Consider the following 20,624-nt stretch of genomic DNA (forward strand, 5'->3'; position numbering starts at 1 on the left):
CTGCGCGCAAGCTCTGCAGCTTGTGCACGACGACCATCAGCAGAGTCAGCTCGTCCACCAGGGCGTTGTAGCGCATGTGTTGCATCAAAAATAACAGGTGCCATTGCCTTCATGTCATCCATACCCAGCATATCAACCACAAGGTTGTTGTAACCAAAGCTAGAGCCACGCTCACAAAGGGCTACGTTGTTATTACCAGCTTCATTAAATTTAGTAATGATATGACGCATTTCATGTGGCGCTAAAAACTGTGGTTTTTTCACATTAATGATTGCACCTGTTTTAGCCATTGCCACAACTAAATCTGTTTGACGCGCTAAAAAAGCGGGTAACTGAATTACATCAACAATTTCTGCAACAGGTGCAGCTTGATGCGGTTCATGTACGTCAGTAATTAGTGGAATTTTAAACGTGTTTTTAATTTCTTCGAATATTTTTAAACCTTCTTCCATACCTGGTCCGCGGTATGAATTAATTGAAGAGCGGTTAGCTTTATCGAATGATGCTTTAAATACATAAGGAATGTTTAACTTAGTTGTTACTTCTACGTAATGATCTGCTACGCGCATAGCTAAATCACGAGACTCTAATACATTAATTCCACCAAATAATACAAATGGTTTATTATTTGCTAATTCAACTTTATTAATATTAATAATTTGATTATTCATTAAATACTTTCCCTATTTCTATTTACAAACAAGCCAAATAATTATTTGCTATATTTTTTTTCAGGTAAATCTAATTTACGCCTAAAAAAGTTTATAATTTTGCAGTAATTAATCAGTACAAGCAGGTATGCTGCAAAGACAACTATAAAGCTATAAAACATTAAAAATTCTGGTATTACAAAAACCTCTCCAATTATACCTACACCTGCAAATACAGATGCAATTGAGCATATTAAAATAAGTGTTTGTGTAGGCGAGCAGCCTAAGCGTTGGCATATATGGTGCAAATGTTCGCGATCGGGCTTAAATGGTGATTTACCTTGTTTAACACGGCGTACCATTATTGCAACCATATCCATTAATGGTAATGCAATAAGCCACAATGCGGTTACTGGGCGTATCATAGGGTTCCCTGGGGTTTGGCTTGCGCCAATTAATAACCATATAACAGTAAAGCCAATCATCATACTACCTGCATCGCCCATAAATACTTTACGCTCACGACCTATAAGGCCTAGGTTCATAACTATATAAGGGATCATACATACAACGAGTAAGAGGCATAAATAACTTAAACTTTGCTCGTTACTTATACTTAGTAAAATACCAATAGCGCCAAATGTAACTACCGAAAGGCCACCTAATAATCCGTCAATACCATCAACCATATTGAAGGCATTAATACAGCCTATAACAGCTAATATAGTAATTAAGCCACCTACGTAACCATAGCCCAAGCTAATCTCACCAACCCCTAATATATCTCCAAGTGTAATCAACTCTGCTTTAGCAAAGTAAATCATTGCTATTGATATAATAGTTTGTACCAACATGCGTATTTTTACACTTAAGTCATACCTGTCATCTAATGCACCAACAATGGTCAAACCAACAATACAGCACATATACAAATTTGCATGGTTGATCATACCGGGGTGTGAATATATGTATTGCACTATGGTAATACATATAGCTACACCACCAACAAGAGGTATATTGCCTGTATGCATTTTACGGCCAGATGGCTTATCGACTAAACCTATTTTTCGAGCTGCTTTTCTCATTAAAAATAAACTGGCAAAAGCAATAAAAAAGGTAAACGAGAGATCTAAAAACATATAGTATTCCGATATTAAGGTAGGCAATTACTTACTAAAGTTAATAGCTAAGTTTTAAAGGCTATTTAAAGCAAGTAGGTATTTTTTTATCACTATTTTTTCATCAAATTCATTTTCAATTTTATGGCGACTATTCATACCAAGTTTAAGGCGTTCAGAATGTGACATGCTTATTATTTTATCTAAGGCATCCGTTAGGCTTTTAGTGCTCCTTGGTTCGCAAATAAAACCATTAAAACCATTATCAACAGTTTCTCTGCAGCCTACATTATCGGTTGTTACTATAGGCTTGCCCATAGCGCCAGCTTCAAGTAGAGACTTTGGTACGCCTTCACGGTAATACGATGGTAAAACCATGCAATCAACCTGCGCTATTTCCGCTTCAACATTATCAGAAGTACCTAAATAATTAATTACACCTTCATCTACCCAAGCATTCATTTGTGCTTTTGTAACCGCTGATGGATTATCAACATCTAAAAAACCTAATAACCTAAACTCAACGTTATTACCGTATTTGCTTTTAAGTGCTCGCGCAGCTTCAACGTATTGCCCTATACCTTTATCAAAAAGCATGCGAGCGATAAGTAAAAAACGCACAACCCCATCATCAGATGCAGGAGATACTATAAAACGTGACAAGTCGGCACCAGAACCCGGTAACCTGTCCGATTTAACATTTTGGGCTATTTGGTGAGACTTAAATAACGCTCTATCATCTTCATTTTGAAAAAAAATAAAGTCAGCTTTGCTTTGGCTATATTTGTACAAAATCCTAGCTATTTTTGATGCAAAACTTTCACTTATAAACAAAGTACCTAAACCCGCTATATTATTAATTGATTTAATATCTACTAACTTTGCAGCAAGCGTACTATAAATATTATTTTTTGGAGTGAAATTTAAAACGACATCAATACTATTACTTCTATAGATTTTATAAAAATTATAAAAAGTAGCCAAATCATTAACAGGGTTTGTACCACCACTATCTATATCAATGTGAATAAACTTACAACCAAGCTCCTCAAGCTTACCTGAGTAGTCATCTTTGGGCGCAATAGCAAAAACTTCAAATCCTTCGTCTATTATTGCTAAAATTGTATTTTTTCTAAAATTGTATAAGTACCAACTTGTATTGGCTGTAATACCTATTATTTTTATCTTTTCATCCACGATAGTGACCTATATTATTTTTTTAAAATACCAACAACTTTTTGACTACTGCATACAATTAAACAATTAATTTTCATTTGTTCCATTTTCTCATAAGCCGCCGCTACAGATACATCTGGTGAAATAATGGCTGGGCTACTGGTAAAAATATCGATAGCATTTAAATCAAATACATCTTTTCCATGTTTTTCCATAGAACGGCGCAAATCACCATCAGTTATTATCCCTTTAGCTTCCCCATTACAAACTACTAAAGCTAGCCCTAGAGAACCTTTAGACATTATATTTATCACATCATAGATCCTGGCATCACTTTGTACTATGGGTAATTCACTACTTGTCATTTCATCTCTAACTTTAAGCAGTAACTTTCTACCTAAACTTCCACCAGGGTGAAATCTGGCGAAGTTTTCTGGTTTAAAAGATCTGGACTCCATAAGAGCTACGGTCAGTGCATCCCCCATAACCAAAGTTGCAGTTGTAGAAGACGTAGGTGCTAATTGTAAAGGGCAAGCCTCTTCTGGCACTGCTATATTTAAAGAGTAATGTGAATTATTTGCGAGTGTAGATCTAGGATTACCTGTAATTGCAATTATTTGGTTGCCATTATCTTTTAAGAACGGCAATAGCTTAAGCACTTCATCAGTTTCACCTGAGTTTGAAATAGCAATAAATACATCGCTTGGAGTGACCATGCCTAAATCACCATGAAACGCCTCACCTGGGTGCATAAAAAAGCTTGGTGTGCCGGTACTTGCAAACGATGCGGCTATTTTTTTACCAATAATTCCCGACTTACCCATACCACAAATAATAGTACGGCCTGTTGTGTTTAGTATAATATTTACGGTTTTATCAAACTGGCTATCTAACTGGTTTTCTAACGCATGTAAGGCTGTTATTTCGGTATTAATTACGCGCTTAGCAATATTTAAGGTATTCATTGTTATTCCATTAATGCTTTAACGTTTAAGTAATCTTGCTCGGTATCAATACCATGGGGTATATCGCCTTTATAGGTCATAACACCTATCGTTAATCCATTACTTATTGCACGTAACTGCTCAAGCTTTTCGAGTTTTTCGATTTTACATTCAGGGAGTTGGCACAATTTATTTAAGGCATTAACTCTGTAAACATAAATGCCTACATGGCGTAAAGCATTACTTAAGTCACTTGGGTTATCGCGGTTTAAAGGGGCTGCGCTTCGGGTAAAATAAAGTGCTTTATTGTGTTCTGTAGTTATAGCTTTAACTACATTAGGGTTAATAAAATCGTCGTGTTTTGTTATTGAAGTTGCTGCAGTGGTTATGTCGTACGCTTTATTTTGGCTTGCAAATTCAATTAATTCACTGATTAAATTTGGCGGTATTAAAGGTTCATCACCTTGTACATTTATTACTAACGTACTGTCACCCCAGTCAAATTTTGTGGCTACTTCATTCACGCGTTCAGTTCCGCTAACATGGTTAACCGCAGTCATCAAAACGGGTAATGCAAGTTCGTTAGCTTTAACCTCAATACGCTCATCGTCGGTGGCAATTACAATATTATTAATACATACACCAGCTTCTAAAACGCGCTGTACCACATGCCAAAAAATAGGCTTGTTATTAATTTCAAGTAATGGTTTAGCGGGCAGCCTCGATGAGCCATAACGGGCAGGTATAACTACTTTCACTTCATTTAATAACATGTTTACTGCTCCATGTTGTTTACGTCATCAACTACTTTTAGTAGCAGTGTATCAGCCACTTCGCGAACAATCGCCGAGCGCTTTAGTTATATGTTGCACGTGTTCAGGTACTAACTCATGAGCAACTTTTGAGGCAAAGCTTGCGCCGCATAAATAGCTGGTAAGTCGAGCAAATCATCACCTACAAAAACAACTGGTTTAAGCCAATATTTAGCTTATTGCAAGTTTTCTCAACGCGAGGACGTTTATTTCTGCAGCCTGTTATTATGTGATTAAAGCCCAGTTTTTCACAGCGCTGTATCAGTGCTTTGTTCGATTCCACTCCAGTTTTAATACCGTTAGAATGTAAGAGCTCTATAGCGAGCCCATATTTAATATTAAACTTTTTAAATGACTCACCTTGAGAATCAATATATTACCGTCTGCTATTACACCATCAAAATCAAGATCAAACAGAATTTACTCTATATTCTTCATGTGTAAGGTAAAGCCTCAATAAATACCAATTAATAAAACCCGCATAGAAAGCCTTAGCCATCTAATACATTAAAATAATCTAAAAAAAGAACCTCAGGCAGATAACGACGAGAGTAGTCAACACGGTACCTAGCTGACTCAAGTGAATTATTATATTTCCAGTACATTAAACCCTCAACAATAGATTCAACCGAAAGATCAACAACACTACCTAACAAATCACTACTGACTATTTCTGAGAGACCACCTGGACAATTTGAAACAACTACCGGCTTTGAGTAACAAAGAGCCTCTACCGCAACATTACCAAACCCTTCTAATCGAGAAGGTATTAAGACAACATTTGTAGCAGAATAAAAGTCACTTAAATTGTTTGAAAAACCATGAAAAGTAACATTAGTTTCTATCTTGAGCTCTTTCACAATAGCCCTAAGTTTGTTTAGTTCAGGGCCGCTCCCCAAAATATTGAGATGAACATCAATACCTTTATGTACAAGTGATGCTGCACTCAATATGGCCAAGTCAAAACCTTTATCATTAATTAGACGGCCTACACACAAAATATTAAAAGCGCCGTCTACAGGGTTATCGGCTGAAGAAATAAGGCTTTCAATATTTTTCACACTTTCAGCAACAGCGTTATTAATAACAACAAGCTTACTTTTATCTATATTATAATTTTCGATTAGGTCGTTTCGAACCGAATCAGAAACACAAATAACTTTACTTGAATATTTAAAAGAGAATTGAGTAAACAATCGGATAAAAAAGTAAACAACTTTATTATTTCTTGTATCTTTGACAGATTTTACAGTATGTTGGCTTGCTACAAGCTTAATATTAATAAGCAAAGAAGCAACTGCAGATACTAAGTTACAAAAGAAAACAGCTGAAAGTATGCGGTCTCCAGAAGATAGAAGCTTAATTAACCTAAACAAAACAAGTGGGAAAAGTAACCACTTAGAACTTGTTTTTTTAAGCCCCAGACTCACCACATCTACATTATTTTTTTTACACCAATCATAGTAAGGCCCAACCCTACTCAGTGATAAAATCTTTACTGGCCGGTTACTACTTTTTGAAAAATGTGCAAATTTAATGAAAAGCTTTTCAGCTCCACCACCTGAAAAGTCAGGAATAAAGATATATTGGACACTCATGAATAAATTATTTTCCTAAACCAATTGCTAATGTGATATTCATCAATGCAACTAAATTGAACGCATTTAAATTGATTACCACTTTTTAATTCATCAAAAGTAACTGCATATTGAGCAATAACAGGAGCCAAATCATCAATTTTGCTCCTACTAATATTAAAAAGAACATTTCTCCCAATTGCTATTGCTTCAAAGAATCTCATAGGTATACCACTCTGCTTCTCCGAAGGAAGCTCTAAAACGAAACTAAACCCCATGTAAAAACTATTAACTTCTTTATTTGTCATTTTTTTAAAAAAAAGATAGTTAATAGGTATAATATTTAACTTTAAAATATTTTTCAGATAAGCCAAAAAAGGAATATACAGCTTAAATTCCAGCTCGTAGCCTAAGCTTGCAAGCTTTTCTTTAGCAGCAATTAATCGATTTAAACGCTCACCATGATAGCTTCCAATAAAACCAACTTTTTTATTGTTCTTAGCACTTTCGTTAAGGCTATACTCACTAAAAAAAAGAGGTAAATAACGTAGTCCGTATTGCTTACAATCATCATTATCGAAGCTCAATACGCTATCATAATAAGCGATAACCTCCTTGGCCTTGGGATTATTACTAATAGAATCCCATTGATAGTTGATTAACCTTACGCCATCATGCTTAATTTTTAGTAAGCTTAAAAAATCGGAAGTGATCAACTCTCCTCTAACTATAACAACCTTATCCAAGGATAAGTGGTCAGTAGATTTCAAAATATTAGTTAAATGTTTATTCTCAAGGTAAGCTTTTAGTTTTGGGAAAAAGCTTCTCGATAAATTATATATAAACCCACTAGGCCTTTCTGAAAAACATACTAGCTCTATATTTTCAATTTTTTCTGCTTCATTAATCATGACATTTTTATAATTGTAAAAATCAGGACAAATAATAAGTAATTTCAATTTAATTTCACCTTATCCTTAATAAAATCATAGTTAAAAATTTTATCTACTTTAAGAAAAATAATAATATACGGAAGTAAAACAACGCTAAATAAAACAGATATAACTGAAAAGAAAGCATTATCTCTAACATAGGCATAATCATAGTCAAAAATTATAGAAATCCCGCCATTCAAAAGGACTATAAAAGGCATATGTAAAACAATAATTGGCAATGCTGCATTTGATAGTAAACTTAAGTAATTAGATAAAAATTTAACCTCTTTTATATAATAAAAAACAGGAAGCGAAGCCCTAAAGAATAAAAAAGTAAAAACAATCAGATAAGCTGGATTAGCTATATTTCCACTAGCTAAATCTACCCTTGGGTAGTTAAGTAAACTAAGAAGTAAAATAAAAATAATTAGATAGCAACTTGCGTATAAAACATTCTTTGAATCGACAATAAAAATAGAGCTAAGAAAGTAAATTGGTAGCATTATAAAGCTAGTATAAATACCAAAAGGTATGTTTTCATGGTTAAAAAATATGTATATTAAGAAACTTAGAAGTACCGAAAACAAAAAACTATAAACTTGAGATTTAAAAATTTTAAAAATCAAGTAACCAAAGACGCTGTAAAAAAAGTAAGCTGTTAAAAACCATATAGGTGTATTCGGTTCCAGTCCGCCATTAGAAGCATTGGCATAAGCTAAATTCTTTAATAATTGAAAGGGTTCTAACAATGCACTGACACCACTTCCAAAATTTTTTACGAATACAATCCAATATAAAAACGTTATTACACAAGCTAAAATATAAGGATACAACAATCCCTTTACTCTAGAAGCAATAAAAATGGAAAAATCTTTTTTGTTTGAAAAATAACCTGCAAAAATAAAAAAAGCGGGCATATGAAATAAATAAATAACTTTGTTAATTTCTGGCCAAGCACTTTGATGGCCAATTACGACCAAAATAAGTAAAAAACCTTTGAGGTAATCAATGGTGTTATTACGCAAAATTAATTCGACTCTTTTGTGTAAGTACATATAACAGAGCTAAACCTAACCAAGGGAATGCCATATAAAATGGTGTTGAGGTTGACCAGTGTAAAAAATTAGCAAATAAGCTCGCAAATAATATCAAAATTGAACGCTCAATTTTAAAACAACTATATATCCTAAAAGCTAGAAAAAGAAAAAGGCTAACAAAAATAAGAAATGTAAAAATACCTGTTTCTGCTAATATTTTCAGTGGAAATGAAGCTAACCCTACTTCATGAAGTCTGGAGTAACTCCCAATCCCTCCACCAAAAAATATATTATTAATAAATAAGTCGAAACCATCTGACCATCGGCTAAACCTCTCTAACTTACTATTACTATCAGATAAAACCTTATTATTTATTATTTCATATAAAACATTACCCAATAGAAAAAAGGTACTTGTTACCCCTACAACCAAACAGAAAAGCTTTAGTATTTTACTTTTAATATTAACAAGTAAGAAGAACGAGATAATTAGTAAGCCCATAATTCCAGTAGCAGAAAAAGTAGTTACAATAGAAAAAAAATAGAATGAAAACACTATAGTTTTCAACTTAAATTTATCCCAAGTTAAGTATATACATAATGGGGCCATGACATTTAAATACCACGCATAAAAACCAGGCTCTTGAAATATACTTTTATTGCGGAAAAACATACCTCCAAAGTAACCATACCCAACGTTATATGAATCAGGAAAATATATTACTGACTCAGTAATACTAAAATGAAAAATATTTATCACTATAAAATCAACCATTCCATAAATACATATTAAAATAAATGAAACAATGATTGGTCTAGATAAGCTAGGTAAACTCCATTTAGAAAAACACCAAACAGGCACTAAAAAATATAAAAAAGAAATAAGAATAATAGAATAAAAATGGTTCATATTCATATCAACATTGTGTATGAAATTTACAAGTGTCGACGTTAAAAACAAGATGACAAAAACAAAGTAGCAAAATGTAAATTTATCCAGAATTATTTCTTTTTTTAGTATCACAACTAGAAATAGTATGAATGAAATGATAAGAGTAATAGGTACCCATTCATGGAAGGCAAAAGCAGGATTAAACGCATTTAAAAAAAGATAAATACTACCAATCATTTTCAACCTATTTCCCTTAAGACCTTTGCAGGACTTCCAGCTACAATTGAGTAATCCGCTACATCTTTATTAACAAAGCTATTAGCCCCAATTACACAATTTTTCCCAATTTTACAGCCGTAAATAATTGCCCCCTCACCTATCCATGTACCATCACCAATTTCTACACGACCTATAAATTTTAGCCCTTGATTTTTTATAGCTATTACATCGTTTTCAAAATTATGGCTCGTATCCGAAATATATACTTTATCAGCAATTAACACACCGTCACCAATTACAACACTTTTTGTGGCAATAATATGTGATAAACGCCCTATATCAGTATTATTGCCAATAATTATTTGTGGTGTTTCTTCAAAGGTTTTCAAAGCCATCAGCCATCCAAAATCAAATACGGTAACCCCTTTACCAATGGTTATGTATTTCATTCCACGTAGTATTGAAGGTTTAAATATTAATGATTTTTTCCCAAACGCTTTGAAACCATATGATAGAAAGAAAGTTAGAATTTTTGCCCTAACTTTTTTATTAAAATTGAATAGATACTCAATCATAGCTAGAGCCCTTTTTTAATTTAACTAAACTTTTAAAATCAAAAAACACACATGAAATAACAAAGAACAAGCATGCTTCAATACTTAAATAAGCAAATGAATAAAATATATTACTAGTGGTTGGGATTAAAGGCACTATAAGAGCATGAGTTAAAACAAGTAAGGCAAATAGTAAAAAGATCTTAAATGTAAATACAATCTTTAATTTAGAAACCCTAACACTTAAAAAATATAACATAACATTACTTAAAAGGTTTACTAGAACAGCCGCTTTATATCCAAAATTAGAATAAGTAAATACAGATATAATAACGTTTAAGCAAAGTACAAAGAAAAAGTTTTTAGTATTGCGAATACCTTTATTACTTAAATTAATATCTTGCTTCAAAATAGTGACTAACATAAATAAAAAAACAGAAACACACGATAAAACAGGGTAAATAAAGCTAACGTGATATTTATTGTCACCAAAGTACTTAACAAAAACATCAAAGTTTAGACCTAATACTAATAGCATAGGAATAAAAATTAGGCTAACTACGTTACATACAAAACCTAAAACATTATTTTCGGAGCCATTGACATGACTCTGTCTTATATGTCTGATACTTGTAACAAATATAGTGCCAGTAAAAAATGAAAAGATTACATTAAGAGGAACTTGAATAAAGCTATAAATTCCGGCATCTTCAACACTAGAATATGTAGACAATAATATTCTTTCGATACCTCTTAGCAAAGCGTATGAGAGCGCTCCAATCACTATAGGCATACCGTATTTATAAGATGATAATAATATTTCTAGAGATATTTGTGCATTTTTAATTAACTCTATTTTTATTACTGTAAAAAAGAGTAACGAAATTCCAACAGCAATAACTCGACTTAGAAATATATCATTAAATGCATCGCCACCAATGGATGAATTATGGAGCAAATAAAACACAATAACCCAGCCAGCATTTAAGAGGAAATCATTTAGAGCTATATATTTAGAAAGTGACTTTGATATGTAATATCGCTGAATATACTCAAAACAACATAAAAAAACGAAATAGATAAATACATATATGCTAATACTTGAAAAAGAAAAACTAAGTATTAATGCGATTAATGTCGATAAAAATATAGGCATAATTAATACCGAGCTAAAAAGCTTGGCGTCATCACCAGAACCATCTATCAACTCTCGCAACAAATACTCATAATTAGACAATGATATTAATTGACTTATAAATGGCATTACTAAAAGTATGGTTGTATACAACCCAAACTCTGTAATACTTAAAAGTTTAATAACGTATATTAATGATAAAAAGTTTAACAGAAAAGTTGATAGTTTTGAAGAAATAAGAAATGCCATATCAGCTTTCGATATATTTTATAATTTTTGAAACCACAGCATCGCTTTCTATGTTTTCATCCTGAAAATGACCAGGTAATAAGTAGTTATTATAAAACTGTTCTAAAAATAAATTTACATATTTATAATTTATTTTTTCTTCGGATGCTTTTTTTATCTGTTCTTTTAACTCATATTTACTATAAACAGGAAAGCAAATTTCACCCCATTTGTAATAGGCATCACCAAGTACAACCACTGACTTACCTCTAATTAATGCGTCCATACCAGTTGTTGAATTATTCACTATGATTGACTTAGCGTTGTCTATTTGTTTATTTAAGTCTGTGGCATTATCAATTGTGACATTTTTTGACTGATTTATTAACTCGTAGATCCTACTATCGTATCGGCCAACATAAAGTGGATGCTCCCGAATTACTAAATCAAGGTTTTTTGGCATCGATTTAATAACATCAAAAACGAGATCAAAAATATCTTTATAGAGTTTAGAGTTCAAAATCATTTGCGCATCTGAAGGAACTTGCAAAGCAAGGAGTGAATAATTAGAAGGCAATTTATAGTTTTTGTTATTACTTTTTTTGCTTAATAGCTTTTTCTTTATACGACCGAGTAAGCTATCTCCAGTTTGGGTATAAATAGGGTAGTAACTCATAAGTAGGTTTGGTGTTATTGAATACAATAAATCTTTGTAACAATTTAATTTATCTTGTTTTGTTATTTTACTAAAAAACTTATTTTTTAACGGTTTTTCATTTAAAATTTCGAGCATATTTAAGTTGGTTTCTTGAGAAAAGTCTGGGCGAAAAGTAATATTAGAATTAACCCCACTTTCATCAAGAATTGTTGTTCTAAATGGTCCCTGCTCGAAATATAATACACTTATATTTTTTTCTTTTGCTAACTCCAGCATAATCGTTGTTTGTGGACGACTATCTCCGGATGAAATAATAAGATCGTAACCAGTTAGTTTACTTTCCCAATATTCATTTATACAATTTGCTTCATTAGAAATTTTTTGCTTCAGGCCAGACAGTTCACTTCTGCACTTTAATGTATATTCATAATGGGAACTTTTATCGACCGTCGTTTTACTTTTACCCTGAGTCTTTTCATATAAGGCATCAGCATCCCAGTTTGAGTATTTTTTTAGAAAATAATATGACGAGGGGTAATAGCATACAAATGATATATCGCAGTTAATTCTACTTTTTAATTGCTGCGCTATGACATCAAAATATCTAGCAAAATCGTAATAATAAACCGTTATTAATATTTTTTTCATCGTTCTAATGTCATTTTTTCTTTAAAACTAATGATCATATCACTTATATCGTCAAGAACATTAGATGGTGTGTAATTGGGTATTAACATTTTCAAGGTAGTAATATCAGTCACTGGAAACTGTTCATTTGGAAAGTCAATATCATGCCAGATAATCTCACAGCCTGTATTAGCTTGTAATAAATCAGCAATTTGCTCTGCTCTTATATTATACCCAGCCGCAATATTGATTGTTTTTTGTAAACTATTTTTGTTATTTGAAATCTTAATACAACAGTTTGCCACGTCATGTACAGATACATAATCTTTTGAGTAAGTTTTATTTATATACATATCAACCTTACCTTTACTAATTGCATTCCTTGTTATTGCTGGCAAAAATAAAGGGCTATTTAGTGCTGCACCATAAACATTGCTTGGTCTTAAAATAGATACATCTCTACCGCTTTTTAGACATAATTCTTCGGCAACTAGCTTTGTTAGATTAAATAAGCGACGGTTGTCATCTTCACACACTGTTAGATCATGTTTTTCATTAGATTGTTTTTGGTTCATATATACGCGTGTCGACGATATATATATTAGACGCGTAAATTTTGCCACCTCTAATAACTTAGCCAATAAACTAACATTGGCTTCAAAGACTGAAAATGGTTCATTTTTACAATCACCATTACCAGCACAATAAATTACTATTCCCAGCTCACGCTCAAATATATTTTTATCATCTCTGGCAGGAATAAAAACATCCTCCCCTAGCCCTTTGAGTTGATTAGCTATTTCAGAACCAATAAAGCCTCGCCCACCAAAAATTGTATATAGAGCCATTAATTGCACCACCCATTGATTAAACTTTCTTTAATTTCACTTAAAGTAGGCTGATATCTATCTTTATCCGATAATAAGGGGGTTTGTATCGGCCAATTAATTTTCAGTTCAGGATCATTCCAAAGTAAACCGCTCTCATCAGAAGGGTCGTAGTAATCTGTGCATTTATACTGAAAGTCAGCTATATCACTTAATACACAAAAACCATGAGCAAAACCTGGTGGGACATAAAATTGAAGTTTATTTTCACCTGTCAGTAATACAGCCTCATGTTGTCCGAATGTAGCAGAACCTGGACGTAAATCCACTGCAACATCAAATACCTTGCCATCAGTAACTGTCACTAACTTTCCTTGTTGCTTTGTTTTTTGAAAATGTAGGCCTCTCAGCACTCCTTTTGTTGAGCGAGAACGATTATCTTGAATAAAATCTGCAGTAATGCCAGCTGCTTTATAGCGCTCTTTCTGATACATCTCATAAAAAAAGCCTCTATCGTCACCAAATACTTTTGGCTCTATAATTAAGAGGTCTTTTATCTTGGTTTTAATTACATTCATATTTTATTTTTCACTAACTATTTAGTAATGTTCAATAAATATTGACCATACCCTGTTTTAATTAAATCATTACCAATCTCGCGCACTTGGCTTTTAGTTAGCCAGCCTTGCATTAATGCAATTTCTTCTAAGCATGCAATTTTAAAACCTTGCCGCTTTTCAACGGTTTGAACAAACTGAGATGCCTCCAATAGTGAATCATGTGTCCCTGTATCAAGCCAAGCAAACCCACGACCTAGCTGCTCAACACTCAACTTACCTTGCTCTAAATAAGCTTGATTTATACATGTAATTTCTAGCTCGCCACGCGATGATGGCTTAACACTTTTAGCAATTTCAATAACAGAGTTGTTATAAAAATATAAACCAGTCACAGCCCAGTTTGATTTCGGCTTTTTTGGCTTTTCTTCAATTGAAAGCGCTTTAAAATTTTCGTCGAATTCAACAACACCAAACCGCTCTGGGTCCATTACTTGATAACCAAAAACACTCGCACCAGTTAAGTTTTGAGCAGCATTTTTAAGTTGTTTACCAAATGCTTGCCCAAAAAATATATTATCACCAAGTGCTAAACATACGTCGTCTTTACCTATGAATGATTCGCCAATAATAAAGGCTTGCGCTAAGCCATCAGGAGAAGGCTGAACTTTATATGTAAGGCTTATACCAAATTGCGCACCATCACCGAGCAAGCGAATAAAACCTTCTTGTTCCTCTGGTGTTGTAATTATTAGTACTTCGTTTATACCAGCTAGCATTAGTACTGATAACGGATAATAAATCATTGGCTTATCATAAATAGGAAGTAATTGTTTCGATACCCCCTTCGTTATCGGGTGTAATCGTGTACCTGAACCACCAGCTAAAATAATTCCTTTCATATTACTTTCCTTCGGTATTTGCGTTTATTTCGCCAAGACGTTCACGCTGATAAGAACCATTTTGAACATTTTGACACCACGTTTGATTTTCTAAATACCATTGAACAGTTTTACGCAGGCCTGTTTCAAAAGTTTCAACCGGTGTCCAATTTAATTCAGCGCTCATTTTAGTAGCATCAATTGCATATCGGCGATCGTGGCCAGGGCGATCACTTACAAATACTATTTGCTCTGAATAATTAGAAACTTTGGGCACTAAATCATCTAAAATACTGCAAATAGTCTGCACGACTTCAATATTTTGTTTTTCGTTATGACCACCAATATTATACGTTTCACCAATTTCACCTTCAGTTACTACCTTGTATAAAGCTCGAGCATGATCCTCAACGAATAACCAATCTCTAATCTGATCACCTTTTCCATAAATTGGTAAATCTTTACCTTCAAGGGCATTAAGTATTACTAATGGTATTAATTTTTCAGGGAAATGATATGGCCCATAGTTATTTGAGCAATTGGTTACAATTGTAGGAAAGCCATAAGTACGTAGCCATGCACGAACTAAGTGATCGCTAGATGCTTTACTTGCTGAATAAGGACTGCTTGGTGCATAAGATGTTTGTTCAGTAAACAGAGGTAGCGCTTTACTCAACGCATTACCCGCTTGCTCATCTGGGTGAGGTAAATCACCATACACTTCATCAGTAGATATATGATGAAACCTAAAAGCGAGCTTTGCGCTATCTTCGAGTGAATTCCAGTACTCGCGAGCAGCTTCTAATAAAGTGTAAGTTCCTACAATATTGGTTTGAATGAATTCAGCGGGGCCTGTAATAGAACGATCTACATGGCTTTCCGCTGCTAAATGCATTACAGCATCGGGCTTATGTGAGTTAAAAACACGATCAAGCTCTGCACGATTACAAATATCTACATGCTCAAAACAGTAACGTTCAGACTCTTGTGTATTAGGAAGAGACTCAAGATTTCCTGCATACGTCAATGCATCAACGTTAACTACACTATCTTGAGTATTAGAAAGAATATGACGAATAACGGCGCTACCAATAAATCCTGCGCCACCAGTTACTAATATTTTCACAACAGATGCCTTTAAATTTGGATGTATTTTTCCATCTGAAAGCTGCTATTTAACAGCCTCTAGTATGATTGATATCGACAAAATATCTCAGTTATTTATTTACTGAGATATTTTCTATATTGAGACAGCCGATTTTGACTATCTCTTTGGAAGACAATTTTTACTTTTATTAAAAAGTGACCAATAACCCTTAATTTGAACAAAAGGCTATTTATCGCTTTTGTATTCGTAGTTGTAATATCCATAATAACCGTACGCATTACTGGCTTTTTTTACTACACCGTTAAATACTAAGCCTTTAACATCAATACCATTTTGTTCAAAGCGGTTACGGGTTAGGTCAATTTCGCGCAAGTGGTTTTGCCCAAAACGTGCCACAAGTAATGTGGTGCCTGTATGCGAACTTACTATTGCGGGGTCAGTTACTGCTAGTATTGGAGGGGTGTCAATAATTATAATGTCGTAAGCAGCGCTTACTTCTTCAACTAATTTGCTAAAGTTGCTATGCATTAATAGCTCTGAAGGGTTTGGCGGTATTTGACCGCGCGTAATAACACTTAAGCCATCTACCTTAGTTGATTTAGTAACTTGCTCTAGGTTTAAACGGCCCGACAGGTAATCACTTAAACCATCATCCCACTTTAAGCCAAACTGTGTTTGTAAGTAGCCCTTGCGCATATCGGCATCAATAATAAGTACCTTTTTACCGCTTTGCGCAAGTACTGATGCTAAATTAACCGATATAAATGATTTACCCACACTTGGGCTTGGGCCCGATATGGCAATAATGTTGTTTTTAGCTTCCATCATCGCAAAGTGCAAACTAGTACGTAAGCTACGTAGAGCCTCTATTGCTAGGTCAGCTGGGTTATCGAGCGCTAATATACTTTTAGGCTTATTTGTTTTATTTTTAAGGGCTCGCTCAGCAAAGCCACTTAGTTTATCTTGATAATCTGAGTGCGGTACACTCGCGTATACAGGTATGCCTAGCGCTTCAATTTCGCTTGGGTCTTCAACCCCTTTGTGCATTGCTTTTTGTATAAGCACAATTGCCACAGCTAACATACCACCCAGCATAGTGGCCATTACTACAATTAATGCTTTTTTAGGTTTAACTGGCTTGCTGGTATTTACCTCGGCGTAGTCAATAATACGTACATTACCTACGGTGCCAGCGCGTACTATATCAAGCTCTTGTGTTTTACTAAGTAATAGTGTGTAAATTTGGTTACTTACCTCAACATCACGTTTTAACCGTAGTAGCTCTTGTTGAGTTTCTGGTAGGTTTCCTACCTCGCCTACAAGTTCTTGTTTTTGGCTTTCAACCGCTTCTATTTGCTCCATCATACCTTGGTATGTTGGGTGGTCTTTTTTAAACTTACGACCAAGCTCTAAACGCTTTAAATTTAGCTCTTGTAACTTGGTTTCAAGCTTTACAACTTGCTCAAGCACACCTTGCGTTTCTAGCGTTATGTTTATTGATTGGCGTTTTATTTGATAATCGTTAAAGCGTTGCTCTGCGTATTCAAGCTGTTTTTTAATTTCAGGTAATTGTACTTCTAAAAACTCTAGCGACTTTTGTGCCTCAGCACTATTGCGCTCAACATTGCGTCGTACATAAATAGCAGCTACTTTATCAAGTACTTTTTCAGCGTAGCTTGGTTTAGTGCTTTGTAAGCTTAAATTAATTATGCCTGAGTCTTTGCCTTTTTCACTTGCACCAATTGCAGCTTGAAGGTCTAAAATAGTATTAAGGCGATCTCTACGGGTAATTGTAAACTCTGTACCAGGGCGCGCATTTAAAGTACGAATGGTTAAGTTAAATTTACCGTTTGTAAGCTCCTCACCCACTTTACCCGCTAATATTTGCTCACCGTCAGCATTTAAAAGTGCAAGGCTATTATTAGCTTGTGCTACCAATGTAAATGTTTGATTTACAGCAGTACGTGGTACGTCAAACCTAAATACATTTATGCTCTCACCGCCCCATGCGTAGCTGTTAGCACCAAAGCTTGGCTCAGCTAAGTTGCCATCTTCCATTGGGGTGAATTTACGATAAGCGCGGCTACCTATAAACGGAAATAATTTAGGCTCTGCTATTATATCAAGCTTTAGTGTATCAACGGCCTCACCTATTATACTGCGCGACTTTAGTAGCTCTATTTCGGTTACTGCGGCTGATGTACTTTCAAACATACCTGCCATATCGTCAAACCCAGGGACTGATGCGCCGCCATCTTCAACTTGTATCATGGCTGTTGCTTGGTAAACAGGGGTACTTAATACTGCATAAATAACACCCACAAACATAAACAGTGTGGTTACGGCTACTATAAAGTATTTGCGATCGAGCAGAGCGCCTAGTAGCGCCATTAAATCAATTTCTTGCGTTGGTTGCGTATTATTAGTGCTTTTATTATTCGCGCTACTTGCGCTGTTATTCGGCTGGGTATTCATTAAATTAGTCATTCCTTATAAATACTTTTGCCAAGCGCTACACGCGCTGTCAATTAATGTATAAACGTGTTCAAAAGCCTCTTGGCTTTGGCGGTAAGGATCTGGTATTTCAGCGTTATTAATCCACTTACCTAGTAAAAACGTTTTACCGCGCGCCTCTGGGTAGCGAGCATGTACGTCGTTTAAATGGCGTTCTTCCATTACGAGTATTACGCTGTTTTGCGCAACTAAGCTTGATGTAAGCTGTTGCCCTTGGTGAGCATCCATATTGATACCATGTGCAAGTGCTATTTGCTTTGCTTTTGCATCTGCTGGTTTACCTTCAAGTGCTGTTAACCCAGCAGACGATACTTTAATATTTTTGCCTTCAAGCTTTTGTTTTAAAACATACTCACCTGTTGGGCTGCGGCAAATATTACCTGCACACACTACTAAAACTGAATCAAACATTTTTAAAAACCCTTAGTTTGCAGTTATATCGTCAACACTATCTACAGTAGCAATTGACGGTAACAGTAAGCTTATTACACGGTTCCAACGGGCAAGCGGTGCCGATGTTACATATACAATATCGCGCGGTTGTAGTTCAAACTGCTCAGCTAATACCATTGCCGCTATATTTTTAGCGTGTAATTGGTATACGTTTGCAATAACACCGGTTTGCTCTACGTTGCTTTTACGCAGTACAAATACGCCATTAGCGTCTGCTGTTGCTTCGTTTAAGCCGCCCGAGTCGCTTAGCGCTTCGGCCAAGTTTAAACCATAACGGTTAAGCGTTACTGAACCTGCTTTTTTAACATCACCTAATACAAATATTTTTTGTGCATCGTTACGATTTACATGCACTATGTCGCCATGTTGTAACAAACGGTTTTGCGAAATGTCGCCATGGGCATAAAAGTCATCAAGTTTAATAACTTCTGTTTTGTCGCCACGGGTAAATGTTACTGTGCGCCAATCGGCTGCATCTGTTAAACCGCCGGCTTGGTTTAGGGCATCAATTAAGGTAAGTGGTATTTCGGTTACTGGGTATACACCAGGCTTGTTTACTTCGCCGGTAACGTAGGTTTTTTGGCTTCTAAAGCCAACTACTTTTACATCTACTTGTGGGTCTTCTATTACTCGGCTTAGGCGTTTAACAAGCTCATTGCGTACTTGGCTTATTGTTTTACCTGCTGCGGGTATATTTGGTGCGTAGGCGTAAGTAATGGTGCCGTCTCGCTGTACTCTAAAGCCGTCAAACTCTGCGGTACGTTGTACTGCTGCAGGTATTGTTAGCTCTGGGTGATCCCATACGCCTATTGTTAGTACGTCGCCAACACCTAGTTTGTATTCGTAGTTACTAACGTTTAAACCAGCAGTGCTTGAAATTGGTTTAGCTGCTATACGCGCTTGATTTTGTTTATTTATTAGTAGCGAGTCGATTATTTGAATGTTTACTTTTTCGAGATCTTGTTCGAGGTTTTGTGTTTGCTCGCCTGAGTCTATACCTTCAAAGTGGCTGCCTGGAACTATTGTACAGCCGGTCATGCTTAGTATTGCTAGTATTGATGCGAGTGATTTACAGCTTAACGCCATTGTAGAATCCCAAAATTATTTTAAATATTGCACTTACTCACCAACCTTGGTGAGCACTTGTATTTTAGCCGACTAATTAAAGCATGCGCACTATTGTGAAGCAATAGCCTTTGCTTTGTAAAAGCTTTGTAACTAAGTTTTTAATTAGCACTAAAATTATATCAGTGTTTTCACAAGTTATTTATGAAAAAATTTAATTGAAAGCCGTTTTAGTTAAACACTTAACGCATTCATCATCAATTGCACAAAGAGAAGCAAATGATGAGTAAATGAGAAGCCATTTAAACAAGTGCTTTATGGCTGCTTACTTCTCTAAAGCTCAGTGGCCTTTTAACCTCTTTGTGAATAAATCACTTAAAATATGATTGCACAAAGAGAAGCGAATGAGGAGTAAATGAGAAGCCATTTAAACAAGTACTTTATGGCTGTTTACTTCTCTAAAGCGCAGTGCCCTTGACCTCTTTGTGAAGAAGTTCTATTACGAGCTTTGCTCGTCACGCCAGCAAGCTGTGCGTCTTGTATCTCTCATTGATAAATGATTAGCTATCATTTATCACATCGAAGTCAGTGAGCTTGCCTGTGCGTCTAGTATTTCATACTGCTCCGTAGATAAAGCCCTGGCTTTCTATTCTCACA

At 34.8% G+C, this 20,624-nt stretch carries 19 protein-coding genes; all 19 read right to left on the reverse strand.

Annotated features, from left to right (window positions below; genetic code table 11):
* Nucleotides 1-671, reverse strand: a 671-nt coding sequence (kdsA, locus tag H5115_RS18530) for a 3-deoxy-8-phosphooctulonate synthase (RefSeq protein WP_182756717.1), incomplete at its 3' end; no start/stop codon positions are given.
* Nucleotides 672-712: 41 nt separating this feature from the next.
* Nucleotides 713-1,789, reverse strand: coding sequence for a UDP-N-acetylglucosamine--undecaprenyl-phosphate N-acetylglucosaminephosphotransferase (gene wecA / locus H5115_RS18535; RefSeq protein ID WP_182756719.1), 1,077 nt, complete (start codon nucleotides 1,787-1,789; stop codon nucleotides 713-715).
* A 54-nt stretch (nucleotides 1,790-1,843) separates the two neighbouring features.
* Entirely contained in the window at nucleotides 1,844-2,965 is a 1,122-nt protein-coding gene (locus tag H5115_RS20335) for a glycosyltransferase family 4 protein (protein ID WP_220487336.1), read from the reverse strand.
* A 14-nt stretch (nucleotides 2,966-2,979) separates the two neighbouring features.
* Nucleotides 2,980-3,909: an SIS domain-containing protein gene (locus H5115_RS18545; protein ID WP_182756721.1), complete on the reverse strand. Its 930-nt coding sequence runs from the start codon at nucleotides 3,907-3,909 to the stop codon at nucleotides 2,980-2,982.
* Nucleotides 3,910-3,911: 2 nt separating this feature from the next.
* The gene (gene kdsB / locus H5115_RS18550) at nucleotides 3,912-4,661 is read right to left on the reverse strand and encodes a 3-deoxy-manno-octulosonate cytidylyltransferase (protein WP_182756723.1); all 750 of its coding nucleotides are present in this window, start codon (nucleotides 4,659-4,661) and stop codon (nucleotides 3,912-3,914) included.
* A 530-nt stretch (nucleotides 4,662-5,191) separates the two neighbouring features.
* A complete protein-coding gene (locus H5115_RS18555) occupies nucleotides 5,192-6,298 on the reverse strand; it encodes a glycosyltransferase (RefSeq protein ID WP_182756725.1) in 1,107 nt (368 codons plus the stop codon).
* Nucleotides 6,295-7,236, reverse strand: coding sequence for a hypothetical protein (locus tag H5115_RS18560; protein WP_182756727.1), 942 nt, complete (start codon nucleotides 7,234-7,236; stop codon nucleotides 6,295-6,297). The genes H5115_RS18555 and H5115_RS18560 overlap by 4 nt, the downstream gene beginning before the upstream one ends.
* Nucleotides 7,233-8,237: an acyltransferase family protein gene (locus H5115_RS18565; protein WP_182756729.1), complete on the reverse strand. Its 1,005-nt coding sequence runs from the start codon at nucleotides 8,235-8,237 to the stop codon at nucleotides 7,233-7,235. The genes H5115_RS18560 and H5115_RS18565 overlap by 4 nt, the downstream gene beginning before the upstream one ends.
* On the reverse strand, nucleotides 8,230-9,378 hold the full coding sequence (locus H5115_RS18570; RefSeq protein ID WP_182756731.1) for an O-antigen ligase: 1,149 nt from the start codon (nucleotides 9,376-9,378) through the stop codon (nucleotides 8,230-8,232). The genes H5115_RS18565 and H5115_RS18570 overlap by 8 nt, the downstream gene beginning before the upstream one ends.
* A 2-nt stretch (nucleotides 9,379-9,380) precedes the next feature.
* A complete protein-coding gene (locus H5115_RS18575; RefSeq protein ID WP_182756733.1) occupies nucleotides 9,381-9,935 on the reverse strand; it encodes a DapH/DapD/GlmU-related protein in 555 nt (184 codons plus the stop codon).
* Nucleotides 9,928-11,298 carry a lipopolysaccharide biosynthesis protein gene (locus H5115_RS18580; RefSeq protein ID WP_182756735.1) on the reverse strand — a complete coding sequence of 457 codons (1,371 nt, stop codon included), beginning with the start codon at nucleotides 11,296-11,298 and terminating at the stop codon, nucleotides 9,928-9,930. The genes H5115_RS18575 and H5115_RS18580 overlap by 8 nt, the downstream gene beginning before the upstream one ends.
* 1 nt (nucleotide 11,299) lies before the next feature.
* Entirely contained in the window at nucleotides 11,300-12,583 is a 1,284-nt protein-coding gene (locus H5115_RS18585) for a hypothetical protein (protein ID WP_182756737.1), read from the reverse strand.
* Nucleotides 12,580-13,410: an NAD(P)-dependent oxidoreductase gene (locus H5115_RS18590; RefSeq protein WP_182756739.1), complete on the reverse strand. Its 831-nt coding sequence runs from the start codon at nucleotides 13,408-13,410 to the stop codon at nucleotides 12,580-12,582. The genes H5115_RS18585 and H5115_RS18590 overlap by 4 nt, the downstream gene beginning before the upstream one ends.
* Nucleotides 13,410-13,967 carry a dTDP-4-dehydrorhamnose 3,5-epimerase gene (gene rfbC / locus H5115_RS18595; RefSeq protein ID WP_182756741.1) on the reverse strand — a complete coding sequence of 186 codons (558 nt, stop codon included), beginning with the start codon at nucleotides 13,965-13,967 and terminating at the stop codon, nucleotides 13,410-13,412. The genes H5115_RS18590 and rfbC overlap by 1 nt, the downstream gene beginning before the upstream one ends.
* A 17-nt stretch (nucleotides 13,968-13,984) precedes the next feature.
* Entirely contained in the window at nucleotides 13,985-14,848 is an 864-nt protein-coding gene (rfbA, locus tag H5115_RS18600) for a glucose-1-phosphate thymidylyltransferase RfbA (protein WP_182756743.1), read from the reverse strand.
* Between the two features lies 1 nt (nucleotide 14,849).
* Complete coding sequence (gene rfbB, locus H5115_RS18605; RefSeq protein ID WP_182756745.1) at nucleotides 14,850-15,953, reverse strand: dTDP-glucose 4,6-dehydratase; 1,104 nt, start codon at nucleotides 15,951-15,953, stop codon at nucleotides 14,850-14,852.
* 207 nt (nucleotides 15,954-16,160) lie between these two features.
* Nucleotides 16,161-18,410 carry a polysaccharide biosynthesis tyrosine autokinase gene (locus H5115_RS18610; protein WP_182756746.1) on the reverse strand — a complete coding sequence of 750 codons (2,250 nt, stop codon included), beginning with the start codon at nucleotides 18,408-18,410 and terminating at the stop codon, nucleotides 16,161-16,163.
* A gap of 15 nt (nucleotides 18,411-18,425) precedes the next feature.
* The gene (locus H5115_RS18615; RefSeq protein WP_182675821.1) at nucleotides 18,426-18,860 is read right to left on the reverse strand and encodes a low molecular weight protein-tyrosine-phosphatase; all 435 of its coding nucleotides are present in this window, start codon (nucleotides 18,858-18,860) and stop codon (nucleotides 18,426-18,428) included.
* 12 nt (nucleotides 18,861-18,872) lie between these two features.
* Nucleotides 18,873-19,988: a polysaccharide export protein gene (locus H5115_RS18620; RefSeq protein WP_182756748.1), complete on the reverse strand. Its 1,116-nt coding sequence runs from the start codon at nucleotides 19,986-19,988 to the stop codon at nucleotides 18,873-18,875.
* Nucleotides 19,989-20,624: the final 636 nt, after the last annotated feature.

The organism is Pseudoalteromonas sp. SR44-2, from assembly GCF_014163745.1.
Lineage (GTDB): Bacteria > Pseudomonadota > Gammaproteobacteria > Enterobacterales > Alteromonadaceae > Pseudoalteromonas > Pseudoalteromonas distincta.